Source organism: Streptomyces toyocaensis, from assembly GCF_000725125.1.
Taxonomy (GTDB): Bacteria; Actinomycetota; Actinomycetes; order Streptomycetales; family Streptomycetaceae; genus Streptomyces; species Streptomyces toyocaensis.
In genome coordinates, this window is sequence record NZ_JFCB01000009.1 from 1 (window position 1) to 26,945 (window position 26,945).

A 26,945-nucleotide genomic window follows, 5' to 3' on the forward strand; every position below is an offset into this window, starting at 1 on the left:
CGCGGAGGGTCGCCGCGCGGCCGGTCCGGAGCGTCACCCGCCGCGTGCCCGGCCCCGCCGGAGTGCGGCGCCTCCCCCGGCGGGGCCGGCTCGCCACCGGGCGGCCCGGGCGGCGTCGGCTCACCGGCCGCCACCGGCGGCAGCTCGCGTGTCTCGTCGTACGCGTTCTGCCAGCCGTGGGCGGCCGCCGGGTCGGTGTAGGCGTCGTACGCGGGGGGCGGGGCGGTCTGCGGGAGGTACACGCTCGGCGGACCCTGGGGAACCGACGCGCCGTTCACTCCATCGGCGTACCGGGATGCGCTGGACATGGCCGCGCATTGTAGAGAGGTCGGGGCCCTCAGGGACAGTGAGCGGACATACCATCCGAAAGCGCAGCGTCCCACGTGGCGGAAAACACGGTCCGAAGGGCCATACCGGGCCGTAAGCTCCCAGCATGCAGGTGATCCAGTCGACCAAGCTCGCCAACGTCTGTTACGAGATCCGGGGCCCGGTGCTCGAGGAGGCGATGCGGCTGGAAGCGGCCGGTCACCGCATCCTCAAGCTGAACACCGGAAATCCGGCGGCGTTCGGCTTCGAGTGCCCGCCCGAGATCCTGGAGGACATCCTCCGCAACGTGTCGGCGGCGCACGGCTACGGCGACGCCAAGGGCCTGTTGGCGGCGCGCCGGGCGGTGGTCATGCACAACCAGACCCTCGGCATCGAGACCGACGTCGAGCACGTCTTCATCGGCAACGGCGTCTCCGAGCTGATCGTGATGGCGATGCAGGCGCTGCTGGACGACGGCGACGAGGTGCTCATCCCCGCGCCCGACTACCCGCTGTGGACGGCGGCCGTCTCGCTCTCCGGCGGTACGGCGGTGCACTACCGCTGCGACGAGCAGTCCGACTGGATGCCGGACCTCGCCGACGTGGAGCGCAAGGTGACCGACCGCACCAAGGCGATCGTCATCATCAACCCGAACAACCCGACCGGCGCGGTCTACGACGAGGCGGTCGTCAAGGGCCTGACCGACATCGCCCGCCGCCACAACCTGCTGGTCTGCTCGGACGAGATCTACGACAAGATCCTCTACGACGATGCGGAGCACATCCCGACCGCCTCGGTCGCCCCCGATCTGCTCACCCTCACCTTCAACGGCATGTCGAAGGCGTACCGGGTGGCCGGCTACCGGGTGGGCTGGATGTCGATCTCGGGGCCGCGCGCCCACGCCGACTCCTACATCGAGGGCCTGACGATCCTGGCGAACATGCGCCTGTGCGCGAACATGCCGGGCCAGCACGGCGTGGTCGCGGCGCTCAGCGGCCGCCAGACGATCAACGACCTGGTCCTGCCCGGCGGGCGGCTGCGCGAGCAGCGGGACACGGCGTACGACCTGCTGACCCAGATCCCTGGCGTGACCTGTGTGAAGCCCAAGGGGGCGCTGTACCTCTTCCCCCGCCTCGACCCCGACGTCTTCAAGATCAAGGACGACCGGCGGATGGTCCTGGACCTGCTGCGCCGAGAGAAGATCATGGTCGTCCAGGGCACCGGCTTCAACTGGCCGGAGCCGGATCACTTCCGGGTGGTCACCCTGCCGTCGGTCACCGACCTGCGGGACGCGGTGGGCCGGATCGGCCGCTTCCTGGACGGTTACGGCCAGCCCTGACAAGCGACGCCGATCGTCCGATCTTGAGAGCGACTCAACTTTAGACATGATCTAAGCTAGGATGGCTTCCTGTCAGCACCCAGGAGGCCATCCATGTACGAGCCGATACGCGCCAAGTCGGTCCACAGCACGATGGCCGGCACCCCCCACGACTTCCCCCACCGGTCCCGCGAGGAGGAGCTGGACATCCAGCTCGCGGGCCATCTCGCCGCGCTGCTCGCCGTCACCGACGACCTGCGCGCGGCGGCACCCTCGGCCGAGCTGGACGCCGCGGCCGAGCGGCTCACCGAGCAGGTCGCCCGCCTGCGGGGAGGACGTACGCCGGCCCGCATGCCGGCGACCACGCCGGGCCGCGCGCCGGACGCGGCGGCCCTGCACCGGCGCGCCCACGCCCTGGCGGGCCGCGCCCTGGTCGTCGCCGCGTCCCGCGCCGACACGGCGGTGGCGATCCTCGCCGCCGAACGGATGGACGCCCACGCCGCGGCCCAGCAGCCGCGCGCCCTCGCGTCCCGCTGAGCCCTTCCGGGCTCCCTCGGACGGCCCCGGTCCGCGTGCACCCGCAGCGACGCGCGGACCGGGCGCCCTCGTCCCGCGCTCAGCCGAGCAGCACCGTGATGATCACGAACAGTGCGAGGATGGCGAGGATGATCGCCCACACGGGCCACGTCCCGCGACCCTGCGGATCCTCCGGGCCGCCACCACGCGGGCGGTCCTCCTCGAGATACGGGTCCTCCGGCCGGTCGCGCGAGTAGAAGTCGTCACCGTCCGCCATGGCGTATCCCTCCTTCCGCCGGGCTCCGGGTACCCGGAGCCCGGCGGAAGGCAACGCACCTCACGCCCCGGATTCCCTCACGCCCCGCGCCCGATCAGCGCGCGTACACCGACGCGCCCGCCGCACTGCGGATCTCCGGGAGCGCCGAGTAGAGCGTGGCGCCAGGGCACAGCGTGGCGTAGCCGTCGCGGTGGCCGGAGATCGTGTTCAGCGTGGCCTGCTCGCCGCCGTCGTACACGCCGGTGTCGGCGGCGGCGGTCAGCGTCACCTGCGCCTCCGGGTCCACGCCGTGCAGGCCCAGCTTCCAGGCCGAGAGGTCGGCGATGGCCTGCTTGGCCGCGGCGGTCGGCGTGCCGCCGTTCTCGTAGTCGCCGAGGAGCGAGACACCGGACGAGTAGCCGTTGAAGCCGTAGGTGTGGGCGCCGCGGACCGGCTTGTCGACACCGCCCGCCCGGCCCTCGAAGACCGTGCCGCACTTGTCGACGAAGAAGTTGTAGCCGATGTCGTTCCAGCCGTTGCTCTCCACGTGGTACGTGAGGATCGCCCGGATGACGGCCGCCGAGTCGGCGCAGTCGTAGTCGTTCGTGCCCGCCGTGTGGTGGACGAAGACCGCGTCGACCGTGTCCAGGTAGGAGGGCGGGTCGACGACGAGCGACTCGTCCGCGCCCCAGTCGGCGCGGCTGACGATCGCGGGGGCGGCGGGAGCGGTGGGGGCGGCCGGTGACGTGGACCCGCTCGGGTCCGGCTCGGCGCTCGGCTCCGTCGTGGGCTCGGCTGCCGGGGCCGTCGTGGGCTGAGAGGTGGGTTCCTCGCTCGGGGCGGGGGCGCTGGGCTCGGCGGTCGGCTCCTGGGTCGGCTCCTGGCTCGGCTCCTCGGAGGGGGCCGGGGCGTCGGACGTCGCCGGCTGCTCGCTCGGGACGGGGGCACTGGTCTCCGCCGTCGGCTCCTGAGTCGGCTCCTGTGAGGGCGCCGGGGCGTCGGAGGTGGCCGGCTGCTCGGTGACCGGGGCGTCGGTCGCTTCCTCGGTCGGCTCGGCCGACTGCTCGGGAGCGGTGCTCGGCTCGGCGTCCCCGCCGGAGGGCGAGGCACTCGCGGTGGCGGTTGCGGGCTCCCCGGAACCGGGCTCGGCGGTCGGCTTGCCGGGACCGTCCCCCTTGCCGTTGCCGTCCTTGCCGCCGCCGTCCTTCGTGCCGCCCTCGCCCTGCCCCTTGCCGCCCTTCTCGTCGCCCGGGTCGATCATGTCGAGCCGCAGCGCGTCCGGGACGGCGGTCTCCTTGCCGCCCGCCACCACCCGGGCCTCGACCGCGTCCGACGGTCCCACCCACAGCGGCTCCGAGGCACCACGGACCCCCGAGGCGTCGCCCTCCGCCGTCTCCGGTGCCCGGATGCCGAAGTCGAGGTCCCGCCAGTCGGTCCAGGTGCCGCTGTCCGCCCCGCGGGTGCGGATCTGCGCGGTGCCCTCGAAGTCGTCGGCGCTGTCCTCCCAGGAGACGCCGACGAGGGAGAACAGCTGCGTGTCCGTGCGCGGCAGTTCGCGCTTCTTCGGGTCCTTGCCGTCCAGCGCCAGCGTGTGCGCCCGCGCGGCGCGGGAGCCGTCATCGGCGCCGGTGCCCCCGGGACCGCCGCCGGCGGCCACCGCCGTCACGCCGGTGCCCGCAAGGACCACCGCCCCGGCCGCCAGCCAGATCGTGCGCTTCGACGCGCTCGTGCGCCGTGCGCGGTTTCCCCTCGGGCTCATGCCCACCCCTCGTGAAGTGTGTACGTCGTGATCAGCTGCCGTCGGCGGGCAGCCGGCCGGCGCAGGTGGCGCGCCCGAACTCGCCCGACGCCGTCGCCCTTTGCACGTGCTTGCCGCGGATCGCGAGCGTGCAGGAGGCCTGTCCGCCCTTCTCGCCGAGGACGATCGCCACGGTGGGGGCCGTGCCGAGCGGCACCCGGACCGTGCGTTTCCAGGGAAGTTCGGCGTCCCGGACGACGGTGGCCGTGCCGTCCTCGTCCCGGCCGAGGAAGGAGATCTCGGCCGCGCCCTCACCGGTGACCTCGTAGGTCACGGCGGCGGCCGGCGTCGAGGGCTTCTCCGGCTCCTCCTCGGTGTCGAGCAGTCCGTAGCCGACGAGGCCGGCGCAGGCGAGCAGCAGGACGGCGGCGATCACCACACCGGCCCGGGTGCCGCTGTTCGCGTCCTTGCCCTTGTCACTCTGCGGGCCGCCCGCCACGGCGTTTCCTGCGCCGTTCTCCGCGTCTTTCTCCGCGCCGTTCTCTGTGTTTTCCGAGGATTCATTGGCTGACATGAACGGGCTCAGCTTTCCCTGGTCCGGATCAATGCGGCATGCAACTGAAGTGGAACCGGGCGGTTATACACCATCCGCAGCGGGCCACGCGAGCGACAAGACATAAGGGGGCGTACCGACGGCGTTCCGGGGCTTCAACGTCCGCATATGTCCGCTCGCTTGACAGAGCATCAGTGCACTGGCCAATAATCCCGCCGCCGCGCCCCGCGACCGGTGTTTCACCTGCTCGCGAGGGTGCTGCGCAGCTATGCACCAAGCCGCGCGGGACTCTCCGCGACGGCTCGTTCGGCGCGCCCGTTTCGCGTTCGGCGGGGAGGGCCGCCGATGTCGAAAGGTATGCACGTGAAGGTGCCGTACAGGAGATATCTCTCCTGTCTGGTGGCCGCGGCGATTGCGGGCACACTCCTGCCGCAAGTCGCCTATGCGGCCCCGCCGTCCGAACCCGGAAAGGGCGAGGACAAGGGGTTTTTCGATACGGTCTCCGGTTGGTTCGGGGACGACGGTCAGGAGAGCCCCGAGCCGCCGTCGTACGGCGACCGGCCCGTGGCCGACCGGCAGAAACTGGCCAAGGGGAAGAACGCCCCGAAGGCGAAGCGGGTCAAGGAACTCACCTCCCGGCGCACCCCGTCGGCCCGCTTCTGGGAGCTGTCCGACGGCCGCGTCGAAGCGGAGCTGACGGCCGCCCCGACCGCGTACAGGGACCCGTCCTCGAAGGCGTGGAAGGCGATCGACACCCGGGTGACGGGGACGGGGGCCAAGGGCTTCGATTTCGCCAACACGTCCAACACCGGCCGCAGCTGGTTCGGGTCGGACCCGGACCGGCTGCTGCGGTTCGAGACGGCGGACGGGGGCCAGTCGGTCACCCTCGGCCTGCAGGGGGCACGCGGTTCCCTGAAGCCGGAGGCCGAGGGCGACACGGTCACCTACAAGGAGGCGGTCGGCGGCGCGGACCTGTCCTACGAGGTCGGTCCGGGCAGGGTGAAGGAGGACATCACCCTCGCCGAGCGGCCGTCCGGCCCGGTGACGTACACCTTCACCCTGGACACCGAGGGCCTGACGCCGAAGGCGCGCAAGGACGGCTCGATCGCGTTCTTCGGTGAGCTGCCGAACACGCCGGTGCTGGTGATACCGGCGCCGTACATGACGGACGCGAGGAAGTCGGCGTCGTCGCCGTACGGGTACGCGTACAGCGCGGACGTCACGCAGAAGCTGGTCCGTGACGGTGACGGCTGGAAGCTGACGGTCACGCCGGACGCGACGTGGCTGGCGGCGAAGGAGCGGCAGTATCCGGTCGTGATCGACCCGACGATCACGATCGCGCCGTCGCCGTCGGGTTCGCAGGACACCATGGTCCTGTCGGACCAGCCGGACGTGAACTTCAACGCGTCCTGGAAGCTGGCGGTCGGCAAGACCTCCTCCACCGCCCAGGCGCGTTCGCTGCTGAAGTTCCCGCTGGACGAGATCCCGGCCGGGGTGAAGGTCGACGGCGCCCGGCTGGGCGTCTACTTCGACCAGTCGCACACCACCAACGGCAACGACGTCACCATCGAGGCGCACCGCGCGACCGGTCCCTGGACCGAAGCGGAAGCCACCTGGTCGAACACGTCCGGCCTGGTCGGCGAGCTGTCCGGCACGAGCGTCCAGGTCGACGACGGGGACGCGGGCACCACGGCCGCGACCGGCTCCTGGCCCACGTCGGGCTCGACGCTGACGCAGTACGCGATCGGCCAGGACTACCGCTACAACAAGGACGCGGTCGCCGGCGACACGTACACCTGGCAGCCGAAGGTCACCGACACCGCCACCTACCGCGTCGACGTGCACTACGTCGCGGCCACCGACCGGGCGACGAACGCCCCGTACACGGTGACGCACCGCGACGGCACGCAGACGTTCACCGTCGACCAGTCGGCCGGCACCAACGGTGTCTGGACGTCGCTGAACGGCGGCGGGCAGCTGCCGTTCACCAAGGGCACGGTCGGCAAGATCGCCCTGGGTGACGGCCCGGCGTCGACGTCGACCGCGGTGCTCGCGGACGCCGTGCGCCTGGTGAACCCGGCCCAGATCGTCAAGAACACGGGCGAGTACAACCAGTGGCACGAGTTCCCGGTCGCCGACACGGTACAGAAGTGGGTGAGCGGCACCGCCGCCAACCACGGCTTCGTGCTGGCGGCGAAGGACGAGTCGTCCACCGGCCCGCTCGGCGGCCCCCGCTACGAGGCCGGTGACGGCTACTACGGCGGCGAGACGTCCAGCATCCCCCGGCTGACGGTGACCTACGGCAAGGTCGGCACGTCGCTGAACTCCCCGACCGTGGTGCACTCCACGGGCCCGGAGCTGTCGTGGAAGGCGTACACCAACACCAGCGGTGACACCGGCCAGGACATCGTGGAGTACCAGCTGCACCGGTCCACGCAGCAGGCGTTCACGCCGTCCGAGGCGACCCTGATCGCGCCGATCAGCTCGTCGGCCACCACGTACACGGACACCACCGCGGTTCCGACGCCGGACTCGGCGGCCAACGAGATCGGGAAGTCGTACTACTACCAGATCGCGGTGAAGACCAAGAGCGGGGAGCTGCTCGGGTCGCCGACCCGCATCGTCGGTATCCCGAAGGCCGGCCGGACGATGAAGATCATCCAGGGCAGCCAGGGCGGCGTCACCGACACCACGCTCTCCTCCGCGCAGCCGTCCACCAACCAGGACACCATCCAGTCCTGGGGCGTGGGCCAGAAGTGGCTGAGCGTCGGCAACAACTCCGGCACCTACGGCACGACCCGCGCGGTGCTGAAGTTCCCCACCACCGGTATCCCGGCGACCGCCACCGTGATCAACAACCGGATGTTCCTGTGGGGCGCGGAGACCACCACCGACACCGATGGGGCGATCTACGAACTCCACGCCCTGACACGGGACTTCACCGAGACGCAGGCCACGTGGAACAACGCCACCTCCACCACCGCCTGGAGCAGCGCCGGCGGTGACATGTCCCCGGCCGTCTCCAGCACCGTCGGCCAGGTGGCGGACGTCGGCCGCCGCGAGTGGGACGCCACCAGCCTCATGCAGGGCTGGATCGACGACCCCGCTGGCAACAAGGGCGTCGCCGTCAAGCTGAAGGACGAGTCGTCCGCTGGACCGCAGGAGCGCACCCTGTTCCTGTCCGCCGAGGCCGCCGACCCCCAGCTGCGCCCGTACATGCAGGTCATCTACGTCGACTCCACCACGGAGGACACGTACTACGCCCCGCAGACGCCCTCCCGGATGACCCCGAACACCACCTACACGGTGGACTTCACGGTCACCAACACCACCTCCGCCGAGTGGGTGGCGGGCGAGCGGGAGCTCTCCTACACCTGGAAGCTGCCAGACGGCACGGACGTCACCACCGGCGGCAACCAGCTCGCCACCCCGATCCCGAGGCTGCTGCCCGGCCAGTCGGCCACGATCCAGGCGAAGGTCGCCACACCCGTCAACTCCGACTCCGGCAACAAGCGCGGCGAGTACGTGCTCGGCTGGGACGTCCGCAAGATCGCCGACGGCAGCTGGCTGTCGGCCGGCACCGGCGGCATCCCGTCGCTGAAGCAGAGCGTGGCGGTCGAGGACCCGACCTCCAACCAGCTCGGCCTGGAGAAGTTCTACTCCTACACCGGCAAGAACACCGGCGCCGGCTCGACGGTGATGAACAACCTGTCCTCCGGCAACAGCGTCTGGTCGTACAACGCGTTCTCCAACCCCGGACGCGGTCTGACGACGTTCGCGCGCTTCTCCTACAACTCACTCGACACCAGTGACACGGTCTCGGGCGCGGGCTGGTCGGCGCAGCTGGCGGGCCCCATCCGCCTGGGCGCGCCGCTGGACTTCCACCCCAACCCCAACCCCACCGAGGTCCGCCTGCCGGACGGCGACGGCACCACGCACGTCTTCCACAAGCAGGCAGACGGCACCTTCAAGGCCCCGGCGGGTGTCCACTACCGGCTGTCGATGAAGGACGGCCTGGACTGCAAGCCCACCGCTGACCCGGTCCCGGACGCCTGGACGATGCTGCGCCCGGACGGCACCCGCTTCCTCTTCGGCTGCGACGGCTACCTGACCTCGGTGGTCGACAAGAACGGCAACACGCAGACGTACACGTACGAGGAGCGCAAGTCCAACAACAAGCCGACCAAGTTCCTCAAGTACATCACCGACCCCGCGGGACGGACGTCGCTGACCGTCGACTACTACGACAAGGCCGACGCGCCCTTCCCCAAGGTCGCGGACCACGTGCGGTCCATGACCGACATCTCGGGCCGCAAGCTGACCTTCGAGTACTCGGACAAGGCGCTGCTGACGAAGCTGACCGACGGCGCGGGATCGTCCCAGCCGAAGGTGTTCGCCTTCACCTACGACGCCACCCAGGGCAACAAGAACGTCAAGCTGGTCACCGTCACCGACCCGCGCGGCAACGGCACCGACCTGGCGTACTACGCCCCGCAGAGCGGTGACGACCCGACGTACCACTGGTGGACGAAGACCGTCACCGACCGCCTCGGCGGGAACACGGGCTTCACCTACGCGGCGAACACCGCGACCCCCAAGTTCACCGACACCACCGTGACCGACGCCGAGTCCCACGCGACGAAGTACGTCACCGACGACTACGGCCGCCCCGTCCAGACCACCAACGCCAAGTCCCAGACCACCAAGATGAGCTGGGACGCGGACAACAACGTCACCTACCTGGAGGAGGCCAACGGCGCCAAGACCGCGTACTGCTACGACCAGAAGACCGGCTACCCGCTCTGGTCGCGTGACGCCGAGAACAACAAGACGGGCGTGCCCGACCAGGAGACCGCCTGTGTGACGGACACCTCCAAGTGGCCTGCCGACGCGGCGACGTACGAGTACCAGACCCGCGCCGACGGCTACGCCGCCGACCTGTGGCGCAAGACCTCACCCGAGGACCGCGCCTGGCAGTTCGGCTACGACACCTTCGGCAACCTGAAGACGGTCACCGACCCCAAGGGCGTCGCCACCACCACGGTGCCGGACGACTACACCACCACCTACGAGTACAACTCCTACGGCCAGCTGACCAAGGCCGTCGACGCCAACGGCAACCCCACCACGAACAGCGGCTTCGGCCCCACCGGCTACCCGGCCACGATCACCGACGCCCTGGGCAAGTCCACGACGTACGTCTACGACGAGCGCGGCCAGGTCCGCGAGGTTACCGACGCCCTCGGCAAGAAGACCACGCAGACCTACGATGCCTTCGGTCGGCCGAAGTCGGGCACGGTCGCGAAGGATCAGAACGCGGGTGTCTTCATCACCGCGCCAGCCCCGGTCTACGACGCCAACGACAACATCACCGAGTCGACGTCGCCGAACGGAGCGGTCTCGACCGCGGTGTACGACGTCGCGGACCAGATGACCTCGGCCACCGCTCCGAAGGACACCCCCACGTCCCCCGAGCGGCGGACCGACTACACCTACGACAAGGTCGGCAACCTCAGGACCGTCACGGAGCCGAAGGGCACACTGACCGCCTCGGACACCACCGACTATGTCACCACCAATCACTACGACGAGATCTACCAGCTCACCGCGGCGGTCAACGCGGCCGGTGACAGGATCAGCTACGAGTACGACGTCGTCGGCAACCCCGTCAAGGTCGTCGACCCGAAGAAGAACGCCACCACGGACACCACGGACCACACGTCCAAGATGGCGTATGACCTGAACCACCGGCTCACCACGTTCACGGACGCGGCGGGCAAATCCAGTTCGCGGACCTATGACCGGGACGGCCTCGTCCTCACATCCACGGACCCCGAGAACAGCACCACCACCTACACCTACGACGAGCGGGGCAAGCAGGCCGAGGTCAAGGCCCCGTACGACGCGACCACGTTCCGCATCACGAAGTATGCGTACGACCAGGTCGGCAACACCACCAAGGTCACAACGCCGCGGGGCACCGCGACGGCCACGGTGGACGACTTCGCCTCGCGTACCGAGTACGACGCGCTGAACCGTCCGGTGAAGCAGTACCAGCCGTACGACCCGAGCGACCCCCTGCACGACGACCCGAACGTCTACACGCAGACCGTGTACGACGCGCTGGGCCGGGTGCAGCGGCAGTCGCTGCCGCCGTCGGAGGGCCAGACGGTCCGCAACGACACGGTCTTCGAGTACTTCGACAACGGCTGGACGAGGAAGTCCACCGACCCGTGGGACATCAGCACAACGTACGACTACAACGAGATCGGGCAGCAGACGTCCCGTACCCTCACGTCGGCGGGCGGTTCCTCGGACCGCACGATGACGCAGTCGTACTATCCCGACGGCAAGCTCAAGTCCAAGTCGGACGACGGCGTACCGGCGGGCAAATCGGTCGTGCTCGTCGATAATTCCGACACCCAGCACACCTCGGCCACGGGCACGTGGGCGACAGACGACGTCGCCGGCCAGCAGGGCTACAACCACCGTACTCATGCGGCCGGTGCGGGAACGGACGCCTTCACCTGGACGCTGAACGTCCCGAAGGACGGCACGTACACCGCGTACGTGAAGTACCCGAAGGTCACGGGCGCCGCGACGGCGGCGAAGTACACGCTGGCGCAGGGCGCGACGACCCACCCGTCGGTCGACAAGGACCAGACGGCCGCCCCCGGCACCTGGGTGGCGCTCGGTTCGTACAGCTTGAAGCAGGGCAACGACGCCACGCTGAAGCTGGAACAGAGCAGCTCGGGCATCGTGGTCGCCGACGCCGTCAAGCTGGTGCGGGACACGTCCGGCGAGACGGACGCCGAGAAGCGGACGTTCACCTACGCGTACGACGTCAACGGCAACATGACCTCGATCGACGACACGTCGTCAGGCGCGAGGATCGACGCGTACACGGTCGTCTACGACGGACTGAACCAGGTGCAGAAGGTGACCGAGGCCCTCGCGGGCCAGGAGAAGAAGGTCACGTCGTACACCTACGACGCGAACGGCCAGGCGGACACGGTCACCCACCCGAGCCAGTTCTCCAAGTACGCCTACGACTCGCGCGAGCTGGTCAAGTCGGTCTCCATCGGCAAGTCCGCCACAGATCCCTCGCCCAAGGTCACCACCTTCACGTTCACGGACCGAGGCCAGCGGCTCAAGGAGACCAAGGCCAACGGCAACATGGTCGACTTCACGTACCACCTCGGCGGTGAGCTGAAGTCGACCACGGAGAGGAAGCCCAACGGCACCCTCGTCTCCTCACACACCTACGCCTATGACTTGAACGGCAACAAGGCGCAGGACGTCGCGAAGAAGATGAACGCCGACAACCACGCGGCGTACCTCGACTCCACGACGGACTACACCTACGACCCGGTGGGCCGGCTCGTCGAGTCGGTCAAGACCGGAAACGGCGCGGGCACCGAGAAGTACGTCCACGACGACAACGCCAACGTCGTCTCGCAGACGGTCAAGAACGTCACGACCACCTACGAGTACGACCGCAACCGCCTGCTGCTGGGCACCACCGGCGGCACGACGGCCACGTACAACTATGACCCGTTCGGCCGCCAGGAGTCGGTCGCCTCGGGCGGCAAGGTCATCGAGAGGAGCGTGTACGACGGCTTCGACCACGTCGTGGAGTCCCAGAAGACGGACGCCACCGGCGCGATGAAGTCGACGAAGTACACCTTCGACCCGCTGGACCGCACCGCGTCGAAGACCGCAGACGGCAAGACGACCGAGTTCAGCTACCTCGGCCTGTCCACGGAGGTACTGAGCGAGGAGGTCGCCGGCCAGCTCACCAAGTCGTACCAGTACAGCCCATGGGGCGAGCGTCTCTCCCAGGTCAAGCACAACACCGACGGCACGAGCGAGGACGGCTTCTACGGCTACAACTCGCACAACGACGTCGAGACGCTGACCGACAAGAACGGCGACACCAAGGCGACGTACGGCTACACCGCCTACGGATCCGACGACAAGTCGGAGTTCACAGGCATCGACAAGCCGGACGCCGCCGACCCGACGAAGCAGGAGTACAACCCCTACCGCTTCAACGCGAAGCGCTGGGACGCCCAGTCGGGTACGTACGACATGGGGTTCCGGGACTACAGCCCGGGGCTCAACCGCTTCACCACCCGGGACATGTACAACGGCGCGCTGGCCGACATGAACCTGGGCGCGGATCCGTTCACCGGCAACCGCTACTCGTTCGCCGGTGGCAACCCCACCAGCTTCGTCGAGCTGGACGGCCACTTCGCCATCCCGCTGATCTGGTACGCAGGTGCGGCTCTGGCCACGGCTCTGTACGCGGCGACGCCGTCGGGTCAGCAGAACCTGAACGACATGGCCATGGCCCTCGGCCAGCTGATGCCGTCGGCGGAGGACGTCTCTTCCTCCGAGTCGTCCAGCCGGACGGCCACCGGGCCCACGCCGTCGCCGGCTCCTGGGCCGGCGCCCACCCCGGGTGGCAGCGGTTCGAGCGGTCCGAAGGGGGTGGCCACCGGAGCCGCGGTCTCCATGATCGTGCGGATCTTCCAGGGCCTTTCGGCGCACAGTTCCGAGCCGGACACGTCGTACCAGCGCAAGGCGATCGACAACGCCGACAACGAGAACAAGAAGTGCCAGAGCTCCTCGGGCCCGAGCACCATCTGGAACTCGCCCGTGGACGGGCAGGGGCGGGCGACAGGTGGGTTCGCTTGTCTGAACCCGGCCGCTCCGGCGACGAGTAACTCGAGCGAACCGCAGGACCCGGTCGGCTGGAGCCTGCAGGACGAGGCAGACGACTGGAACCGGGCTCACCTGATCGCCCGTGAATTTGGAGGCTCCCACCTCCGGAAGAACATCATCCCGACGACCGCCTACGCCAATCAGAAGGAGATGCGGTCGGTGGAGTACGAGATCGAGAGACGGCTCAAGCGGGACGAACGGGTGTATTACCAGTCCGTTCCGATCTACATCCCGAACCGGGTGACTCCGATCGGCGTGCACATGTACGTCTCGAGTTCCTCGGGTACATTCTCACGGCTGATCAACAGCGGAGTCCACGATTGACGGGCTCCGGAGTCACGAAACCGTTGACTGACTGATCCAGCACGGCCGAGACGGTGGGGTGGGCGATCACTGATCGCCCACCCCACTGCCAACACCGATCAGAGAGGAACACATGAATCATCTCGACGTCGTCCGACTACTCGGCTTCGACGCCCCAGCACGACCGGAGGACGAGTACGGCCGGGTCGTTCCTGCGGACTTCGAACTCCTGGTCCAGGCCACACCGGCCGGGGTCTTCGCAGGCTCCGTGCTGCTCGAACGACCCGGCGCTCTCCCCGTGCGCTCCCTCGAGGAGTTCACCCGGCCCACCTCCATGCGCATCGGAGATATGGAGCTGTCGCTTCGCAGCCGTGACCAGCGGCTGTGGCTGCCGCTCCACCCGGAGCCCGGCGGCATGGTGCCGTGGGGCCGCAGCGCAACCGACGGCGTGCTGCTGTGGGACACCACCGCCGACGACACCGCAGACTGGACGACCGTCGTCACGGACGATGATTTCCAGCTGTGGCTCGACCTTCCCTTCTCTGCCCCGGAGTTCGTGGGGCGGGCGCTGCTCGAACGTCCCGAGGGGCTTCCCGCGTTCGAGACCATCGAGGAATACGAAGCGGGTTCCTTCTGGAAGGTCGCCGACGACATGCGGGCGACGGCCACGGTGCTGTCGAACCCGGACATCGGCGCAGTGGAGGAGCTCGTCGCCCGGATTCGGAACATCGGTGTTCCGGGCATCCGGCAGTACGCGCGGGAGCTCGTCGACAGGGCCGCGGAGAACACGAAGAAGCCGGACCTCGTGTTCCCGGAGGACTACCTGACAGTCATGCGGGAGTTCCCCGGCGGGGTGATCGCCGGAATGCGCGTGTTCCCCGTCACCAGGGCCGCCTGGCTGACCGAGGACCCGGTGTTCCTGCAGTGGGGCGAACTGGAGGGCAAGGCTTTCGGCTGGCTCGCCCTGACGAGCGACCCGCAAGAGTGGCGCGTCGCCTACATCGAGCCAGGGGGCACCTCGCTCACCCACCTGGAGGATCAGACCTTCGCCTCGTTCCTGCGACGTCGGCTACGGGGCGACAACTCACTGTTCTGACCGGGGGGCGCCAGCAGCCGCGCTCGCCGTCGACGGTGCCATGGGCCTGAGCTAACCGCTTCGGATTCGCTAGGGGAATCGATCGGCGGTCTGCCCCGCCGCCAGGCATCGGGTTCCGCTCCGGTGTCCTGGGCGGCGCGGGGCTTCCTTTACCCAGCCCCGCAGCGACTCCGAGCTGACCCTGAGTATGCGCGCGACCTCGTTCCTGTCCGGCCCCGACGGCTACACGAGTTCGACCGCGTCCCAGCGGGGCCCGCGGAGCTACGCCCACTGCATGCCCAGCTCGGCGAGTGCGGTGCGCTGCTCCCCGGTGAGTTTGTCGCGTCGGGTTTTGGTGTTGGAGATCCATACGCCCAGTTTCACGGTCACCGGCTCGGTGTCGCCGTCGAGCGCGATCGTATGAGATGACTGCCACTGAATTCCTGTATCGGATTCTTACAGAGCCAGAATTTCACCCCTATTCCGTGACACAACACATGCCCCATCCGCTCTTCGAGCCTGTGGTTCGTTCGTGAACCACAACACAGGCCGTCAGGTACCTGCCGGGGGGAGATGCCATGATGCCCACTCCGAGGAGGAGAAATAGGTGAGCATGGAAGACGAACTGGTGACGCTGCGGCAGGCGATGCCGCCCACGGCCTCGAGCAACGCATCGGTCGACTGGGATCAGCTCGCCCGGTCCTGGGGCAAGGAGTTCCCCTCCGACTACCGTCAGTTCATCGACGTCTACGGGTACGGCGGGATCGAGAGGTACCTGGCGGTCCTGAAACCGGAGCCCAAAGGGACGGTGACGGAAAACTCCGACATGGCCAACGAGACCGAGGTGGCCCGAGAGGCTTGGTCGTGGATGCGGAAGGCACCCGAGCTCGCGGAGGCCCGCCCTGAGCTGATCGCCTGGGGTGGAGACGCGAGCGCCGACCTTCTCTGCTGGGATGCCTCGGACGAGGACCCGGGCAGGTGGCCCGTCCTGGTGTACAACAGGGACGACGGTCTGTGGCGTCGTTACGACTGCGGGATGGTGCAGTTCCTCGTGCGCGTTCTGCGGGGGGACTTCGACGAGTGCCCTCTCGGTGATCTCTCACTCTGGGGACGGGAGTCAGCGGTTTTCCTGAACCGGGACGAGGAAGAGCGCATGTGGAAAGCCGGACTGGACCCCTGGACAGGCGAGCCGGATCCGTACGCCGGAATGTTCGGAGACTGACCCATGAATGACACCTGCTCACCACGCAAGTGAAACGGCAGGTGTCTGCCTCCTGGTGAACAATCTGTCCCCGGTCTCCCTCGTGGGCCCGCCGAATCCATCGGCGGGCCCGCCTGCTGCCTCTTCGAAGTCTCCGACCGAACCGACTATGGACCATCTCGCCCTGTCCGCCAAGATCCCGCTGACGCTTCCTCACCAGCTGCAAATCAAACGCCCGACCCCCGACCCCATTACGCGGCACCGAGATCTCGGCCGGACCGGACTCGGTTATCACCGTTTTGGTCCGATGCCCGTTGCGGTAGTCTTACCGGGCGCCCTCGACCCACTCGCCGGACGCGTGCCCCCATTTGATCGGTGTGGCGCCCGCGCCCGCGATGCGACCGGTCCATGGGCGAGTAGCCAAGGAACTCAGATACTGGAAAATGGGGATGCCGTGGACCTCACATGGGTCGAGTCAGCAGGTGGCCCAGTGATTGTCATGGAGGAGTCGCTCAGAAACCTCTGGGGTGGATACGCCAACTTCGACTAGGAAACGCGTGTAAGGTCGACGGCTACGCCGGGCTGGTCACATTCGGAAAGCCATCCGCTCCGGTAACGGGACTGGTAATCAACGACATCCCCGCTCCGACCGCGTTCATGAACGATTACCGATCCATTGTTCAGTGGATCTCTTCCTCCAGTGACGCTCGATTCGTCGAGGCGGTGCGTGAAGGCATCGGTTCCGTCGACATGTGGGACGAGGGGCCAATCGTGCGCGTGAACGGCCCGCTCGCGATTTTCGATGCGGCTCTTCCTGGGACCGAGGCTGGTACCGACGAACTTCTGCTCGTGGAGATCGAGCCCACGGCCTACCGGGTGCGGACCGCGGACATCGAGTCGGACACCGGCACCTGTGCGCGAGTCCATAGGCTGGATCCCGTAACCGAAATTTCCGCCGCAATCTAGGTTTTGAGCCCGCTTTCCGAGTGATGGCATTCAAGCCTTTCGGTACTGCGCAGTGCGAGTTTGAGCAGACATTCCGGCCGACCGCTCGGTCCACGGCAGTTGAGCAGAGACAGACAGGGAGCAGAGTTCGTGCAGTCACAACGTGCGGGGCGCGAGTTGAAAGTCGCCGCCTGGGTGTTGGTCCCGCTGGGGTTGGTCCTGTTGCTGGGAGCCACTGGTGGGTTCGTGGGCACCGGTGGCCTGGACCGGGAGCACGTCACAGTCGCGGGCGACGCGATGCGGCCCACGTACCATCCGGGCGATCGGCTGGCCATCGAGCGGATCGACGAAGGAGAGATACGCCGGGGTGACATCGTTCTCGTCACTGTGCCCGGCCGGTACAGGGGCGCGCCGGTCCTGCAGCGGGTGATCGGACTGGGCGGTGACCACGTGGAGTCCCGCGACGGCATGCGGGTCACGGTGAACGGCAAGCGGATCGACGAGCCCTACGTGATGCGTGACCCGCTCGGTTCGACAGGCTCACCGTACGACGTGACCGTGCCGGAGGGGCGCTTGTTCCTGCTGGGCGACAACCGGCCCAATGCGAATGACTCGCGCTACTTCCTCGATGAGCAGTCGGGCAGCGTCGCGGTCTCCGGGGTGCGCGGCCGCGTACAGGAGAAGCCGGCCGCCACCATGGCGCCGCTGCTCCTGGGGGCCTTCGGCGCCATGCTGACGCTGGTCGGGGTCGGGCTGGGAATCGGGGGGTTCATGGCCGGGCAGCGCCCCGGAGCGCGGATGCGGTAGTACCGCCATGATCTGGCCCCGCTCGAAGGGCGGCGCGGCAGAGCTCACCGTGCATAAGAACCCGTAGGCGTGCACCCGACTGGTCCGGGTGCGAGTACGCACGTTGTTATCGGGCCTGCTTCAGCAGGTTCCGGCCTCGTGGGGTACGCCGACGGCCCGCCGTCGGCGCACCCCACGTCAGTAACTTGTGCAGATGGAAAGACACATGACAGCGGAGCACCAGAAGCCAAGCCTGTGGCTGCGAGGTCTGCTCACCGCCGGACTGTACGCCGTCGCGTTCGGCATGCTGGCCCTGAGCCTGCCCGCCGTGGGCACCGAGAACACGCCGACATCGGACCCCGACACAGCGGCCGGTTCCTTCTTCTGCCTCGTGCTTTCCACGCTCTTCCTCGCCGCCGCGGCCGGGGTGTCGTTCAGATGGAAGTCCGTACGGCTGCTGTGCCTCGTCCACCTGGCCCTCATCGTGATCGTCTGGACGCAGGTCCCGAGCCCGTTCTGAGGGTGTCTACCACGGCCTGCAACGTCATCGACCAGGCCGCACCTGGTGGCACGACCTGCCTCGCGGCGTGCACGACGGCTTCGACACCGATCTCGAGAGATGAACTCTTCGGACAGTGAATTCGTGCGGCGCAGCATCTGGGAACATGTCCAGGAGGCTCGCCCTTTCATAACTGAGCTTGAGCGGGAGGAACTGGAACTCACGAACGACGAGTGTTCCGATCAACGCTGGGATATGTCGGCGAAGGAGACCATTGTCCACTGCAAACGAACCCTCGGTTCGTTCGTGGACCACGACACAGGTCGTCAGTTACCTGTCGGAGTGATGCCATGATGCGCACCCTGAGGAGGAAGATGTGACCGGGGAGGACGAGCTGAGGGAGCTGCGGCAGGCGATGCCGCCCACGGCCCCGAGCAACGCGTCGGTCGTTTGGGATCAGTTCAGCCGGTCCTGGGGCAAGGAGTTCCCCTCCGACTACTGTCGGTTCATCGACGTCTACGGGTACGGCTCGATCGGGAACTACCTGGAGGTCCTGAAACCGGAGCCCAAAGGGACGGTGTCGGAAAACTCCGACATGGCCAACGAGACTGAGACGGCCCGGGAGGCTTGGTCGAGGGTGCGGAAGGCACCCGAGCTCGCGGAGACCCGCCCTGAGCTGATCACCTGGGGCGGAGACGCGAGCGCCGACCTTCTCTGCTGGGATGCCTCGGACGAGGACCCAGGCAAGTGGCCCGTCCTGGTGTACAACAGGGACGACGGTCTGTGGCGTCGTTACGACTGCGGGATGGTGCAATTCCTCGTGCGCGTCTTGCGGGGGCGAGAACTCGACGAGTGCCCCCTGGGTGATCTCTCACTCTGGGGACGGGAGCCAGCGGTTTTCCTGAACCGGCACGAGGAAGAACGCAGGTGGAAAGCCGGACTGGACCCCTGGACAGGAGAACCGGATCCGTACGCCGGAATGTTCGGGAACTGACTCATGAATGGCGCCTGCACACCACACGGAACATGACAGGTGTCTGTCTCCCGGTGAACAGCCAGTCCCGGCCTCTCTCGCGGGCCCGCCGAATCCATCGGCGAGCCCGCCTGCTGCGTCCTCGAAGTTTCCGACCGTACTGATCAGCCAACAGCGAGCATGCCTCAGGGACACCCCATAATGCGCGGGACGAAGAGGAAGACGCCTTCAAGTGGTACCTGGTCGCCGCGCAAGGGGGCCACGTTCCCGCAATGTGGGTGGTCGCCGCGCGGTACGAGGCCGGCCTCGGGACGGCGGAGGACAAGGTACAGGCTGTCCGCTGGCTTTTGCAGATGATGCACCGAAGAAACGGTGACGGATTCCACGAGGCACTGCGCATCGCACGGGGCGTGCCCATGGACGATGTGCGCCGGGGGCCGGGGAGTTGGCGGACCGCACGGCTGACGCCGAAGCGATCGTACATGTGGCAGGAAACGCCTGAGCCTTGCACCTTCCTTGCGTCGCAGGGTCCACGGGCGAGGACACCGAGCTGAATCTGCAGCAGAGCAGCACCGGCATCGTGGTGGCCGACGCGGTCAAGCTGGTCCGTGACAACTCCGCCGACACCGACAACGAGAAGAAGACCTTCACCTACGCACAGAGCTTCCTGTGGGTCCATGTCGATGTACAGCAAACAGGGTTAGCGCACCTCCATACTGGCGGGCTGGCACAGGACTTCGATGTGTATGGTGCGGCCACAATGAGAGGCATGCCATGACGACTGAGATCAGGCGAGTGAGGCGCTGTGCAGTGCATGCAGTGGGTGCGACAGTCGCACCAGTGCTGACACTCGCTGCGTGTGGTGAAACAGGCTCCCGCGGGCCCACCGGAGATGCGAGCGCCCAGGCTGATGGGGCCACCGAGCGCGTGAAGACCACGTCGATCTCCCCCGAACTCGAGGGACAGCCACCCATTGGCCTTCTGAAGCGGTACGGCGTGTCCCTGCCGGAGGCTGCGACAGCGATCCGCTACCGGGAAGTTCTGCCGCGATCCGGCGGAACGCTCCACGTCCGCATGCGCGTTCCGGATGCGGCTGCCCGAGAGTGGCTGACGGCCCTCGGCGGGAATGCCTCGGATCTGACACGGGCATGGAGTCCCATCAATCGTCACGAACTGCACGAATCGGGCTGGGACATCGCGGTGTCGGGCGCGCTGTTCGGCGTCTGGATTCCCGTCGCGAAATCGGAGCCCGAGACCGATAAAAAGGTCGTGATCGTGGAGCGCTCGAGCGGCATTGCGCAGATCTACCTGGTGACGAACCGCTAGAAGGATCCGCCTACAGCACGCGCGACCAGTAGTGGGCACCCGGATCGCTTCAGTCGCCTCCACCCTTCCGGTCGATTCACGCCACGGCCCGCCACACACCGATCCAGTCGGGGCGGCGGGCCGCCATGTTGTACGGTCAGCGTCCCTGGCTCCGCCACCGGTTGGGGGCCCGGGCGGAGGACCGATCCGGACCGCGCGTTCGAACCGGCGTGGGCAACCTGTGAAAGCAGAAGCGATACATGGGTTTCTGGGGATCACTGCTCGTCGTCAAGTCCGGTGACCAGGTGAGCGCGCAACTGCCTGAAGTCACAGAGTCACACGAGTCCGTCTTTCTGGACGCTGAAGGGGGGTGGCGGGTGTGGGCCATCGGCCGAGAGGACACGATCTCCGAGAAAGAACTGTCCATGATGGTCGAACGATCCGAGGCCCCTGCCCTCTGCGCCTATGTCATGGACAGTGACTGTGCTGTGATTGAAGCCCTTGGCGTCCGGACCGGATTCTGGCGGACGTGCTTGGGAAGGGAATCGATGACTGCCTACATGGCCGAGAGCGGTGAGGTGGTCGAGGAATGGTTTTCGTCGGAACGCGTCAGTCCGAGCGGCGCTGGACTGGGCGAGGGAGGCGGGTGCCGATCCATCCGAGAGCCGTTTGGCGGCAGCTTTGGCCGCGGTGCCCGATCCGTTCGTAGAGCCGATCTTCGTGGCGATGCTGGAAGCCATGGGGGTCCGCTCCGTCTCCGACGGCTGATGTCCTCGGGGGGGGACAGCAAGTCAAGGCTCCTCGCAACCCGCCGCTACAGCGCACGTGAAGATATGCCCCACCATGCCACATTTCCCCTCCGACCACTGTCGGTTCATCGACGTCTACGGGTACGGCTCGGTCCAGGCTGCACATGGTGGCATCACCTGCTCTCAACACCGACTTCACCGGCACGGACAGCTCACCCCTCGCGGCGTGTACAACGGCTTTGAACCGGAAATAGAGAGATGAACACTTCGGACAGTGAATTCGTACGGAACAGCATCTGGGAACATGTCCCGGAGGCCCGCCCTTTTGTAACCGAGCTTGAGGAGGAGGAACTGGAACTCACGAACGGCGAGTGTTCCGATCCTGGCATGTATTCCATGCTGAGTTACGGTTTCATGCACCCTGTGTTCCGACCAGCGCTGGAAGAATCGACGCAGGAGACCATCGTCCACTGCGCCCGTCTGATAGAGGCGCTCCTTGGATCGGGACGACCCCAGGTCATCGAACTCGTCAGCATTCGTGTCACGGATCATCTGCTGGGTTTTCCCGAGCTCTGGGAGCGCTTCGCGGGCTATGCGGGCCCTCACATGCGGTTCGAGGCAGATCTGCGACGCGAGTACTACCGCTGACGTTCAGGCGTCGTCGGGCTCGTGCGGGAAAAGGCTCCCGCAGATCTCCGTCCGGCTTGGAGTGGGCAGTCGCCACCCTGTCTGTCACCGTCGCCTGGAAAGATGTTGACCGTCTCAGTTCCTTCCGAAGGCCTCGACTGAGGGCAGCACCGACGGCAACTGCCACAGGTCCAGGGACCCGCCGATCAGGTCCGCCAGGAACTGAACGGCCCCTCCCGTGTAGTGCCACCAGCCACCGTTACTGGAGGCCACGGTGACAGTCCACGCGTCGGGGCCGGCCTCGCTGGTGGTCCACAGAAAGTAGTCACCTTGGTTAGACGTGGCCCAGGGCAGCAGTCCTCCAGGAGCAGGAAACGGGGCCAGGGGGACGGCCGCCTCGGCGTCTTCACACCACTCGGCGAGGATCTCGAGATCCTCCGGGCCTTCGGCCCATGTCTTCTCCCGCCCGGGCGGCGGGAAGCCGACGCACAGGAAGTCACCGAAGACCACCATGGACGGGTAGCTCTCAGCGAGCAGCCTGTAGTCCGAGGGCAGGGCCACGCCCAGGCATTCCTCCACCTGGGTCCAGTCGATGCCGGCGGGGGCCGTACGCCGGCATCGGGCAAGCTCAGGTGCAGCCCGTTCCAGGGCTGCAAGCGCCGAGGCGGGATCGGTCAGTCGCCGATGAGGCACCTGAGTGCCAATGAGAGCGTCCACACGGACAGACTGGCAGTTCAGGGGGTCCATCTCTCCCGGGCATGCGCCTCCAGCCGTAGATCGTTACGTGCCTTGGGCTTGGGTCTGTGTGCCGCTGGCGGAAACTCAGGTGGCGACGGCGCGCTCGCTGGGTAAGGTCGGGCGATGCCCGAGCTGAAGCGGCTGCACGCCGATCACGCCCCGGCGGTCCTGGCCTTCGAGCTGGCGAACCGCGCCTACTTCGCCTCCTCGGTCCCCGACCGCGGCGACGCATTCTTCGACCGGTTCACCGCCCGGTTCGACGCCTTGCTGGCCGAACAGGAAGCGGGCGTCTGCGCCTTCCACGTGCTCGTCGCCGAGGACGGCTCGGTCCTCGGCAGGTTCAACCTGATGGACATCGAGGACCGCACCGCGGACCTCGGCTACCGGGTCGCCCAGCGTGTCGCCGGCCGTGGCGTGGCGACCGCGACCGTCCGGGAGCTGTGCCGGCTGGCGGCTGCCCAGTACGGGCTGCGCACCCTGAGGGCGGCCACCGCCCTCCGGAATGCCGCGTCGCAGAAGGTGCTGACCAAGTCCGGGTTCGTCCCTGTCGGTCCGGCCGATCCGGCTCACCTCAGTGGTGAGCCAGGCACCTGGTACCAGCGCGACCTGGCGCTCCGGCCGGACCCTGCGAAGGTGCAGGGAGACCGGCTGAGGGAAGAGGACGACCACCGCTGATCACCGGTGTCCCACGGCCTCTCACCGCGTGGAGGCCGGGCCCGCGTGTCACCCGCCGTCCTCTATCCGAGCGTGAGCATCGCCTCGGTGATCTCGTCGATCGCCGTATCGGGGATCGCCGTGGCGGTCTCCTTGAGGACGAGCAGCCGTGCCCCGGGGATCTCGCGTGCGATCGCCTCGGCGTTGCCGACGGGAAAGAACCGGTCGCGGCGGCCGTGGACAACGAGCGTGGGGACCTTGATCTCGGGCAGGCGTTCGCGCCAGCGGGGTGCGCAGTCGAGCCGGGAGAACACCATGCCCAGCTGGTTGGCCATCTGGACCGCAGGTGCGGTGCCGGGCGTGCGGTCCCAGATGCGCGCGGCGATGGCGCGTGCGGCGACGGGGTCGTCGCCGAGGATCTCCGCACCGGCTGCGGCGAAGTCCGCGACCGCCTCGCGGTCGCTCCAGTCGGGCATCGCGTGCGCGAACAGCCGGCTCATCGTCGCCTGGTCGTGGTCGGGGAGGTCGTCGTCGGGCGGGCCGGGCGCGACCGCGCGGGTGCCGACCAGCGTGAGCGCCGAGAACGCGTCCGGGTGGTCGAGCGCGGCGACCTGGGCGACCATCCCGCCGACGCCGATCCCGGCCAGGTGCGCGGGCCGGCCACCGAGCGCGTCGGCGAGGGCCGCCGCGTCGGCGGCGAGGTCGCGCAGGGTGTAGGCGGGCGCCTCCGGGTCGAGCGTCGTCGACGCGCCGCTGTCCCGCAGGTCGTAGCGCACGACGCGGCGCCCGCCTGCGGCAAGGCGCTCGCACAGCGCATCGGGCCAGGAGAGCATCGTCGTCCCGCCCACGAGCAGGACGAGCGGCGCGTCGTCGTCACCGAACGACTCGACGCCCAAGGTGACGTCGTTGGCTTTGACGGTGGTGGTGTGACGAGTCATGACAGAGCAGACTCCGTCCGCCTCCCGAACTCATCGCTCACGCGCCGGATGATCGGAGCACCGTCCGGCGGCTGCCCCGTTCCCTGTCAGTGGGCGGCCCTAGGATCACGCCGGATCCATGAGACAGGGGGGACGACCGTGGGCGCCAGTGGGTGGGAGTACGTCACCGCGTACGAAGGCAGCGTCGAGAGGTCGCTGGAGGCTTTGCACCGCCAGGTCTTCGACGAGTACTACGGCCACGACGACATGTACGGCTGTCTGGACGACCTCTGGGCCGCCGAAGAGTTCATGGGTGAGGAGGGGACGCACTCCATCCTCGACATCCAGCGGGTCGTCCGCTCCACCGCGGTGCCGACACCGCTCAACGTCGAGGACTACGGGACACTGCGTCCCCTGACGGAGGAACGCGTCCTGCACCACTTCGGCACCGTCCGGCCGACACCGGTTCGATTCGCGGAACTCCTCGACCACGCCCGCACGGCCGACCGGCTCCCGCCCGATCCCGAGGAGACGCTGCTGGACGAGTGCCGTATGCGGTGGACGGGCGTGTACGTCCTCCCCTACGCCGACGACCAGCCCGAGCCGACCCACCTGGGCATCTTCGGATACTCGGGCGACTGAGCCGTCCCGCGGCGCCCCCCCCATTGCTTCCCCGTCCTCAACAACCGACCTACCGGAGTACACCGTTGTCCTCGATAAATGACCTCGCGACCTGGGAGCCGCTGCTGCGGCTGGTGCGGGATGCCCACGCGGAACAGCCCGCCGCGCCGGGTGGTTGCTTCACGGGGCAGATCACTCTCGGCAGTTGGACCCTGCCCGCGCCACAGCCTCACCCGATGCCGGGGCGAGCCCTTCAGGTGGCGGACATGCAGGACCAGTTCACCGCCGTGGAACGGGTACAGGACGCCCTCAGAGCCGACGGGGCGAGCAGCGTTTCGTACATGGTCGAGACGGCGCCGGACGGGAGGTCGCTGCTTCACGTCGTCGACTTGGGCCCTGCCGTGGAGCACGGCGTCGTCAGCCCCTTCGTGGGTGCCCTGCTCCTGGTCGAAGGCGCCGTTCCCGAACCCTGGCGGCGCCTGCCGAAGGATGTGCCGGGTGCGGCACTGGCGCCGTCGGCCGACCCGGGGCTGCTGGAACGGACCCTGCGGGAACGGCTGCCCGACGCCATCGGCGCCACCGAGGAGGAGATCGCGGAAGCGGAAGCGCGCCTCGGTGTCGCGCTGCCCGAGGAACTCAAGGCGCTCTACCGCGTCACCCGCGCCCGGTGGCAGGACTGGGGCGACGACTACGAGGCGGCGGAGCGCGTCGCTGACGCCGTCGGCTGCGAGCTCTTCTCCCTGGATTCGCTGTACATCGCGGACGCGGCCTCCCGTCCCTGCCCTTGGCAGTTCGCTGCCGACGACGCCGCCATCACCGCGCCGGACGCCGCCGTGCAGGGCCTCGTCGGCTCACCAGGCTGGATCGCCTTCGGCGACAACGGCGGCGGCGACCGGCTGGCCATCGACCTGACGCCCGGCCCGGGCGGACACACCGGGCAGGTCATCGTGATCGACCACGAGCGGACCATCGGCGCCGGACTGCGCGCAGACTCCCTCACCGACATGGTGATCAACCGACCCGGCGGCTGGCGCCAGGACCATGACATGGACAACCCGCCGGTGGTGGCCCGGGTGAACATCCGCGCCCTGCAGAGTGTGGAGGCCGCCGCCCGTCCCGAGCTGGAGGTGCTCAGCATCGGCGTGTGGGAGGGCGAGCCACTCAGCCTCGCCCCGGTCGTCGGGCTTCCCCGCCTGCGGACCCTCACCGCCATTCCGGGTACGCTCGCCGATCCCCTGGAGATCGCCGGGCTGACGGGTCTGGAGTATCTGAGCCTCGGACCCGAGGACTGGCGCGTCCTGCTCGACGCCGGTGCCGTCCCCCGGAGCCTGTCGGCGGCCCACATCGAGGTGCGGGGCGAACAGCACCCGCTGCCGATCCTCGACCTCGCCAACGAACTCCTCGCCCTGTGGGACCGCCCCCTCATCGGCCGGACCGTACTGGACGCCGGCCGGTGAGCGAGGACGGACTGGAGGTGGAGTGGACGCCGCCCTCCGAGTACAGGATCGAGATCGGTACCGAGCCGCTGGACCGGCCGGCCCGGAACTCGGTCGGCGGGTGGCCCTACTTCGACGACGGCCAGGAGTGGCCGCGGTGCTTCTGCGGCGAGCGGATGGCGCTGTTCTTCCAACTGGATCTGCCGGAGGACATCGAGTTCTTCGGCGGAGAACACCTGTCGGTCTTCCACTGCGCGCACCACAACGAGGCGTCCGACCCGGTCACGGCCGACGGCCGCCTCGTGCCCCGGTTCTGGGAGGCTCCGCAGCCGCCGTTCCCGGGCTCGTTCTGGCGGGTGCTGCTCCAGCGTGACCCGGGGATACCGGAGGCGGAGCCCGAACCGGCCGTGCGGGCCCTGCCCCTGACCCTGCGGCCCGCCAAGGACACGTATTTCAAGGTGGGTGGTACGGCGTCCTGGGTGCAGTATCCCGAGTACTACCGGTGCGCGTGCGGGGCGGAGTTGGCCTTCGTCTGCCAGGTACCGGAGAACTGGGCGTTCGGCGTCAGCCCCGGGGCCCCGGTGCAGCCCTACAGCATCCGGGACGACGCCTACCTCCTCTTCCTCGGCAACGAGGTCTACCTGCTGGCCTGCCCGCAGCGTTGCGACCCGGCGGCCGTCTTCCCGGTGAACCAGAACTGAC

22 protein-coding genes and 1 pseudogene are annotated in these 26,945 nt (G+C 68.0%); 16 read left to right on the forward strand and 7 right to left on the reverse strand.

The window, feature by feature from the left end:
• Positions 1-308 (reverse strand): annotated as a pseudogene (locus BU52_RS35260) (hypothetical protein); the annotation flags it as partial.
• Between the two features lie 125 nt (positions 309-433).
• Between BU52_RS35260 and BU52_RS12305 the strand changes: the two are divergent.
• Positions 434-1,645 carry a pyridoxal phosphate-dependent aminotransferase gene (locus BU52_RS12305; protein WP_037932579.1) on the forward strand — a complete coding sequence of 404 codons (1,212 nt, stop codon included), beginning with the start codon at positions 434-436 and terminating at the stop codon, positions 1,643-1,645.
• Positions 1,646-1,738: 93 nt separating this feature from the next.
• Positions 1,739-2,161, forward strand: a complete 423-nt coding sequence (locus BU52_RS12310) for an SCO4983 family protein (RefSeq protein WP_037932580.1) — start codon at positions 1,739-1,741, stop codon at positions 2,159-2,161.
• 79 nt (positions 2,162-2,240) lie between these two features.
• Here the strand turns inward: BU52_RS12310 and BU52_RS35635 are convergent, their stop codons facing one another.
• The 3 genes from BU52_RS35635 to BU52_RS12325 all read right to left on the reverse strand — a co-directional run bounded on the left by BU52_RS35635 (position 2,241) and on the right by BU52_RS12325 (position 4,633).
• Positions 2,241-2,417, reverse strand: a complete 177-nt coding sequence (locus BU52_RS35635) for a hypothetical protein (protein WP_037932583.1) — start codon at positions 2,415-2,417, stop codon at positions 2,241-2,243.
• Between the two features lie 94 nt (positions 2,418-2,511).
• Positions 2,512-4,155 carry an N-acetylmuramoyl-L-alanine amidase gene (locus BU52_RS12320; protein ID WP_051858129.1) on the reverse strand — a complete coding sequence of 548 codons (1,644 nt, stop codon included), beginning with the start codon at positions 4,153-4,155 and terminating at the stop codon, positions 2,512-2,514.
• A gap of 31 nt (positions 4,156-4,186) precedes the next feature.
• Positions 4,187-4,633, reverse strand: a complete 447-nt coding sequence (locus tag BU52_RS12325; protein ID WP_078903208.1) for an MmpS family transport accessory protein — start codon at positions 4,631-4,633, stop codon at positions 4,187-4,189.
• Between the two features lie 399 nt (positions 4,634-5,032).
• Between BU52_RS12325 and BU52_RS12330 the strand changes: the two genes are divergently transcribed.
• Positions 5,033-13,738, forward strand: a complete 8,706-nt coding sequence (locus BU52_RS12330; RefSeq protein WP_051858131.1) for a golvesin C-terminal-like domain-containing protein — start codon at positions 5,033-5,035, stop codon at positions 13,736-13,738.
• Positions 13,739-13,850: 112 nt separating this feature from the next.
• Positions 13,851-14,813 carry a hypothetical protein gene (locus BU52_RS12335; protein WP_037932588.1) on the forward strand — a complete coding sequence of 321 codons (963 nt, stop codon included), beginning with the start codon at positions 13,851-13,853 and terminating at the stop codon, positions 14,811-14,813.
• A gap of 261 nt (positions 14,814-15,074) precedes the next feature.
• On the opposite strand, the gene BU52_RS12340 is transcribed toward BU52_RS12335, so the two are convergent.
• A complete protein-coding gene (locus tag BU52_RS12340) occupies positions 15,075-15,182 on the reverse strand; it encodes a helicase associated domain-containing protein (protein ID WP_037932591.1) in 108 nt (35 codons plus the stop codon).
• 223 nt (positions 15,183-15,405) lie between these two features.
• On the opposite strand from BU52_RS12340, the gene BU52_RS12345 reads away from it, so the two are divergent.
• From BU52_RS12345 to BU52_RS12380, 8 genes are all read left to right on the forward strand, one after another.
• Positions 15,406-16,014: an SMI1/KNR4 family protein gene (locus tag BU52_RS12345; RefSeq protein WP_327149442.1), complete on the forward strand. Its 609-nt coding sequence runs from the start codon at positions 15,406-15,408 to the stop codon at positions 16,012-16,014.
• A 444-nt stretch (positions 16,015-16,458) separates the two neighbouring features.
• Positions 16,459-16,959, forward strand: coding sequence for an Imm21 family immunity protein (locus BU52_RS33470; protein ID WP_078903209.1), 501 nt, complete (start codon positions 16,459-16,461; stop codon positions 16,957-16,959).
• A gap of 129 nt (positions 16,960-17,088) precedes the next feature.
• Positions 17,089-17,745 (forward strand): signal peptidase I, encoded by a 657-nt coding sequence (gene lepB, locus BU52_RS12355; RefSeq protein ID WP_235216318.1) that lies wholly within the window; start codon positions 17,089-17,091, stop codon positions 17,743-17,745.
• A gap of 205 nt (positions 17,746-17,950) precedes the next feature.
• Positions 17,951-18,244, forward strand: coding sequence for a hypothetical protein (locus BU52_RS12360; RefSeq protein ID WP_037932595.1), 294 nt, complete (start codon positions 17,951-17,953; stop codon positions 18,242-18,244).
• A gap of 355 nt (positions 18,245-18,599) precedes the next feature.
• The gene (locus BU52_RS12365) at positions 18,600-19,217 is read left to right on the forward strand and encodes an SMI1/KNR4 family protein (protein WP_051858137.1); all 618 of its coding nucleotides are present in this window, start codon (positions 18,600-18,602) and stop codon (positions 19,215-19,217) included.
• A 484-nt stretch (positions 19,218-19,701) separates the two neighbouring features.
• On the forward strand, positions 19,702-19,974 hold the full coding sequence (locus tag BU52_RS12370) for a hypothetical protein (RefSeq protein WP_037932597.1): 273 nt from the start codon (positions 19,702-19,704) through the stop codon (positions 19,972-19,974).
• Between the two features lie 149 nt (positions 19,975-20,123).
• On the forward strand, positions 20,124-20,522 hold the full coding sequence (locus BU52_RS12375) for a hypothetical protein (RefSeq protein ID WP_037932599.1): 399 nt from the start codon (positions 20,124-20,126) through the stop codon (positions 20,520-20,522).
• A 986-nt stretch (positions 20,523-21,508) separates the two neighbouring features.
• Entirely contained in the window at positions 21,509-21,898 is a 390-nt protein-coding gene (locus BU52_RS12380; RefSeq protein WP_037932602.1) for a hypothetical protein, read from the forward strand.
• A gap of 114 nt (positions 21,899-22,012) precedes the next feature.
• Here BU52_RS12380 and BU52_RS12385 read toward each other — a convergent pair whose 3' ends face one another.
• Positions 22,013-22,438: an SMI1/KNR4 family protein gene (locus BU52_RS12385; protein WP_235216319.1), complete on the reverse strand. Its 426-nt coding sequence runs from the start codon at positions 22,436-22,438 to the stop codon at positions 22,013-22,015.
• Positions 22,439-22,738: 300 nt separating this feature from the next.
• On the opposite strand from BU52_RS12385, the gene BU52_RS12390 reads away from it, so the two are divergent.
• Positions 22,739-23,290 carry a GNAT family N-acetyltransferase gene (locus BU52_RS12390; protein WP_037932604.1) on the forward strand — a complete coding sequence of 184 codons (552 nt, stop codon included), beginning with the start codon at positions 22,739-22,741 and terminating at the stop codon, positions 23,288-23,290.
• Between the two features lie 62 nt (positions 23,291-23,352).
• On the opposite strand, the gene BU52_RS12395 is transcribed toward BU52_RS12390, so the two are convergent.
• Positions 23,353-24,207 (reverse strand): alpha/beta fold hydrolase, encoded by an 855-nt coding sequence (locus tag BU52_RS12395; RefSeq protein WP_037932606.1) that lies wholly within the window; start codon positions 24,205-24,207, stop codon positions 23,353-23,355.
• Positions 24,208-24,345: 138 nt separating this feature from the next.
• Here BU52_RS12395 and BU52_RS12400 point away from each other — a divergent pair, with 138 nt between their 5' ends.
• From BU52_RS12400 to BU52_RS12410, 3 genes are all read left to right on the forward strand, one after another.
• Positions 24,346-24,828: a hypothetical protein gene (locus BU52_RS12400; protein ID WP_037932609.1), complete on the forward strand. Its 483-nt coding sequence runs from the start codon at positions 24,346-24,348 to the stop codon at positions 24,826-24,828.
• A gap of 65 nt (positions 24,829-24,893) precedes the next feature.
• A complete protein-coding gene (locus tag BU52_RS12405) occupies positions 24,894-26,264 on the forward strand; it encodes an SMI1/KNR4 family protein (protein WP_037932611.1) in 1,371 nt (456 codons plus the stop codon).
• Positions 26,261-26,944 (forward strand): hypothetical protein, encoded by a 684-nt coding sequence (locus BU52_RS12410; RefSeq protein ID WP_235216320.1) that lies wholly within the window; start codon positions 26,261-26,263, stop codon positions 26,942-26,944. Before BU52_RS12405 ends, BU52_RS12410 begins: the two co-directional genes overlap by 4 nt.
• Position 26,945 lies beyond the last annotated feature (1 nt).

Coding starts and splice junctions, on each gene's coding strand:
- BU52_RS12395 (WP_037932606.1), bottom strand. CDS start 24,207: ATGACTCGTCACACCACCACCGTCAAAGCCAACGACGTCACCTTGGGC.
- BU52_RS33470 (WP_078903209.1), top strand. CDS start 16,459: ATGGGTCGAGTCAGCAGGTGGCCCAGTGATTGTCATGGAGGAGTCGCT.
- BU52_RS12335 (WP_037932588.1), top strand. CDS start 13,851: ATGAATCATCTCGACGTCGTCCGACTACTCGGCTTCGACGCCCCAGCA.
- BU52_RS12305 (WP_037932579.1), top strand. CDS start 434: ATGCAGGTGATCCAGTCGACCAAGCTCGCCAACGTCTGTTACGAGATC.
- BU52_RS12390 (WP_037932604.1), top strand. CDS start 22,739: ATGCCCGAGCTGAAGCGGCTGCACGCCGATCACGCCCCGGCGGTCCTG.
- BU52_RS12320 (WP_051858129.1), bottom strand. CDS start 4,155: ATGAGCCCGAGGGGAAACCGCGCACGGCGCACGAGCGCGTCGAAGCGC.
- BU52_RS35635 (WP_037932583.1), bottom strand. CDS start 2,417: ATGGCGGACGGTGACGACTTCTACTCGCGCGACCGGCCGGAGGACCCG.
- BU52_RS12380 (WP_037932602.1), top strand. CDS start 21,509: ATGAACACTTCGGACAGTGAATTCGTACGGAACAGCATCTGGGAACAT.
- BU52_RS12310 (WP_037932580.1), top strand. CDS start 1,739: ATGTACGAGCCGATACGCGCCAAGTCGGTCCACAGCACGATGGCCGGC.
- BU52_RS12360 (WP_037932595.1), top strand. CDS start 17,951: ATGACAGCGGAGCACCAGAAGCCAAGCCTGTGGCTGCGAGGTCTGCTC.
- BU52_RS12330 (WP_051858131.1), top strand. CDS start 5,033: ATGTCGAAAGGTATGCACGTGAAGGTGCCGTACAGGAGATATCTCTCC.
- BU52_RS12345 (WP_327149442.1), top strand. CDS start 15,406: ATGGAAGACGAACTGGTGACGCTGCGGCAGGCGATGCCGCCCACGGCC.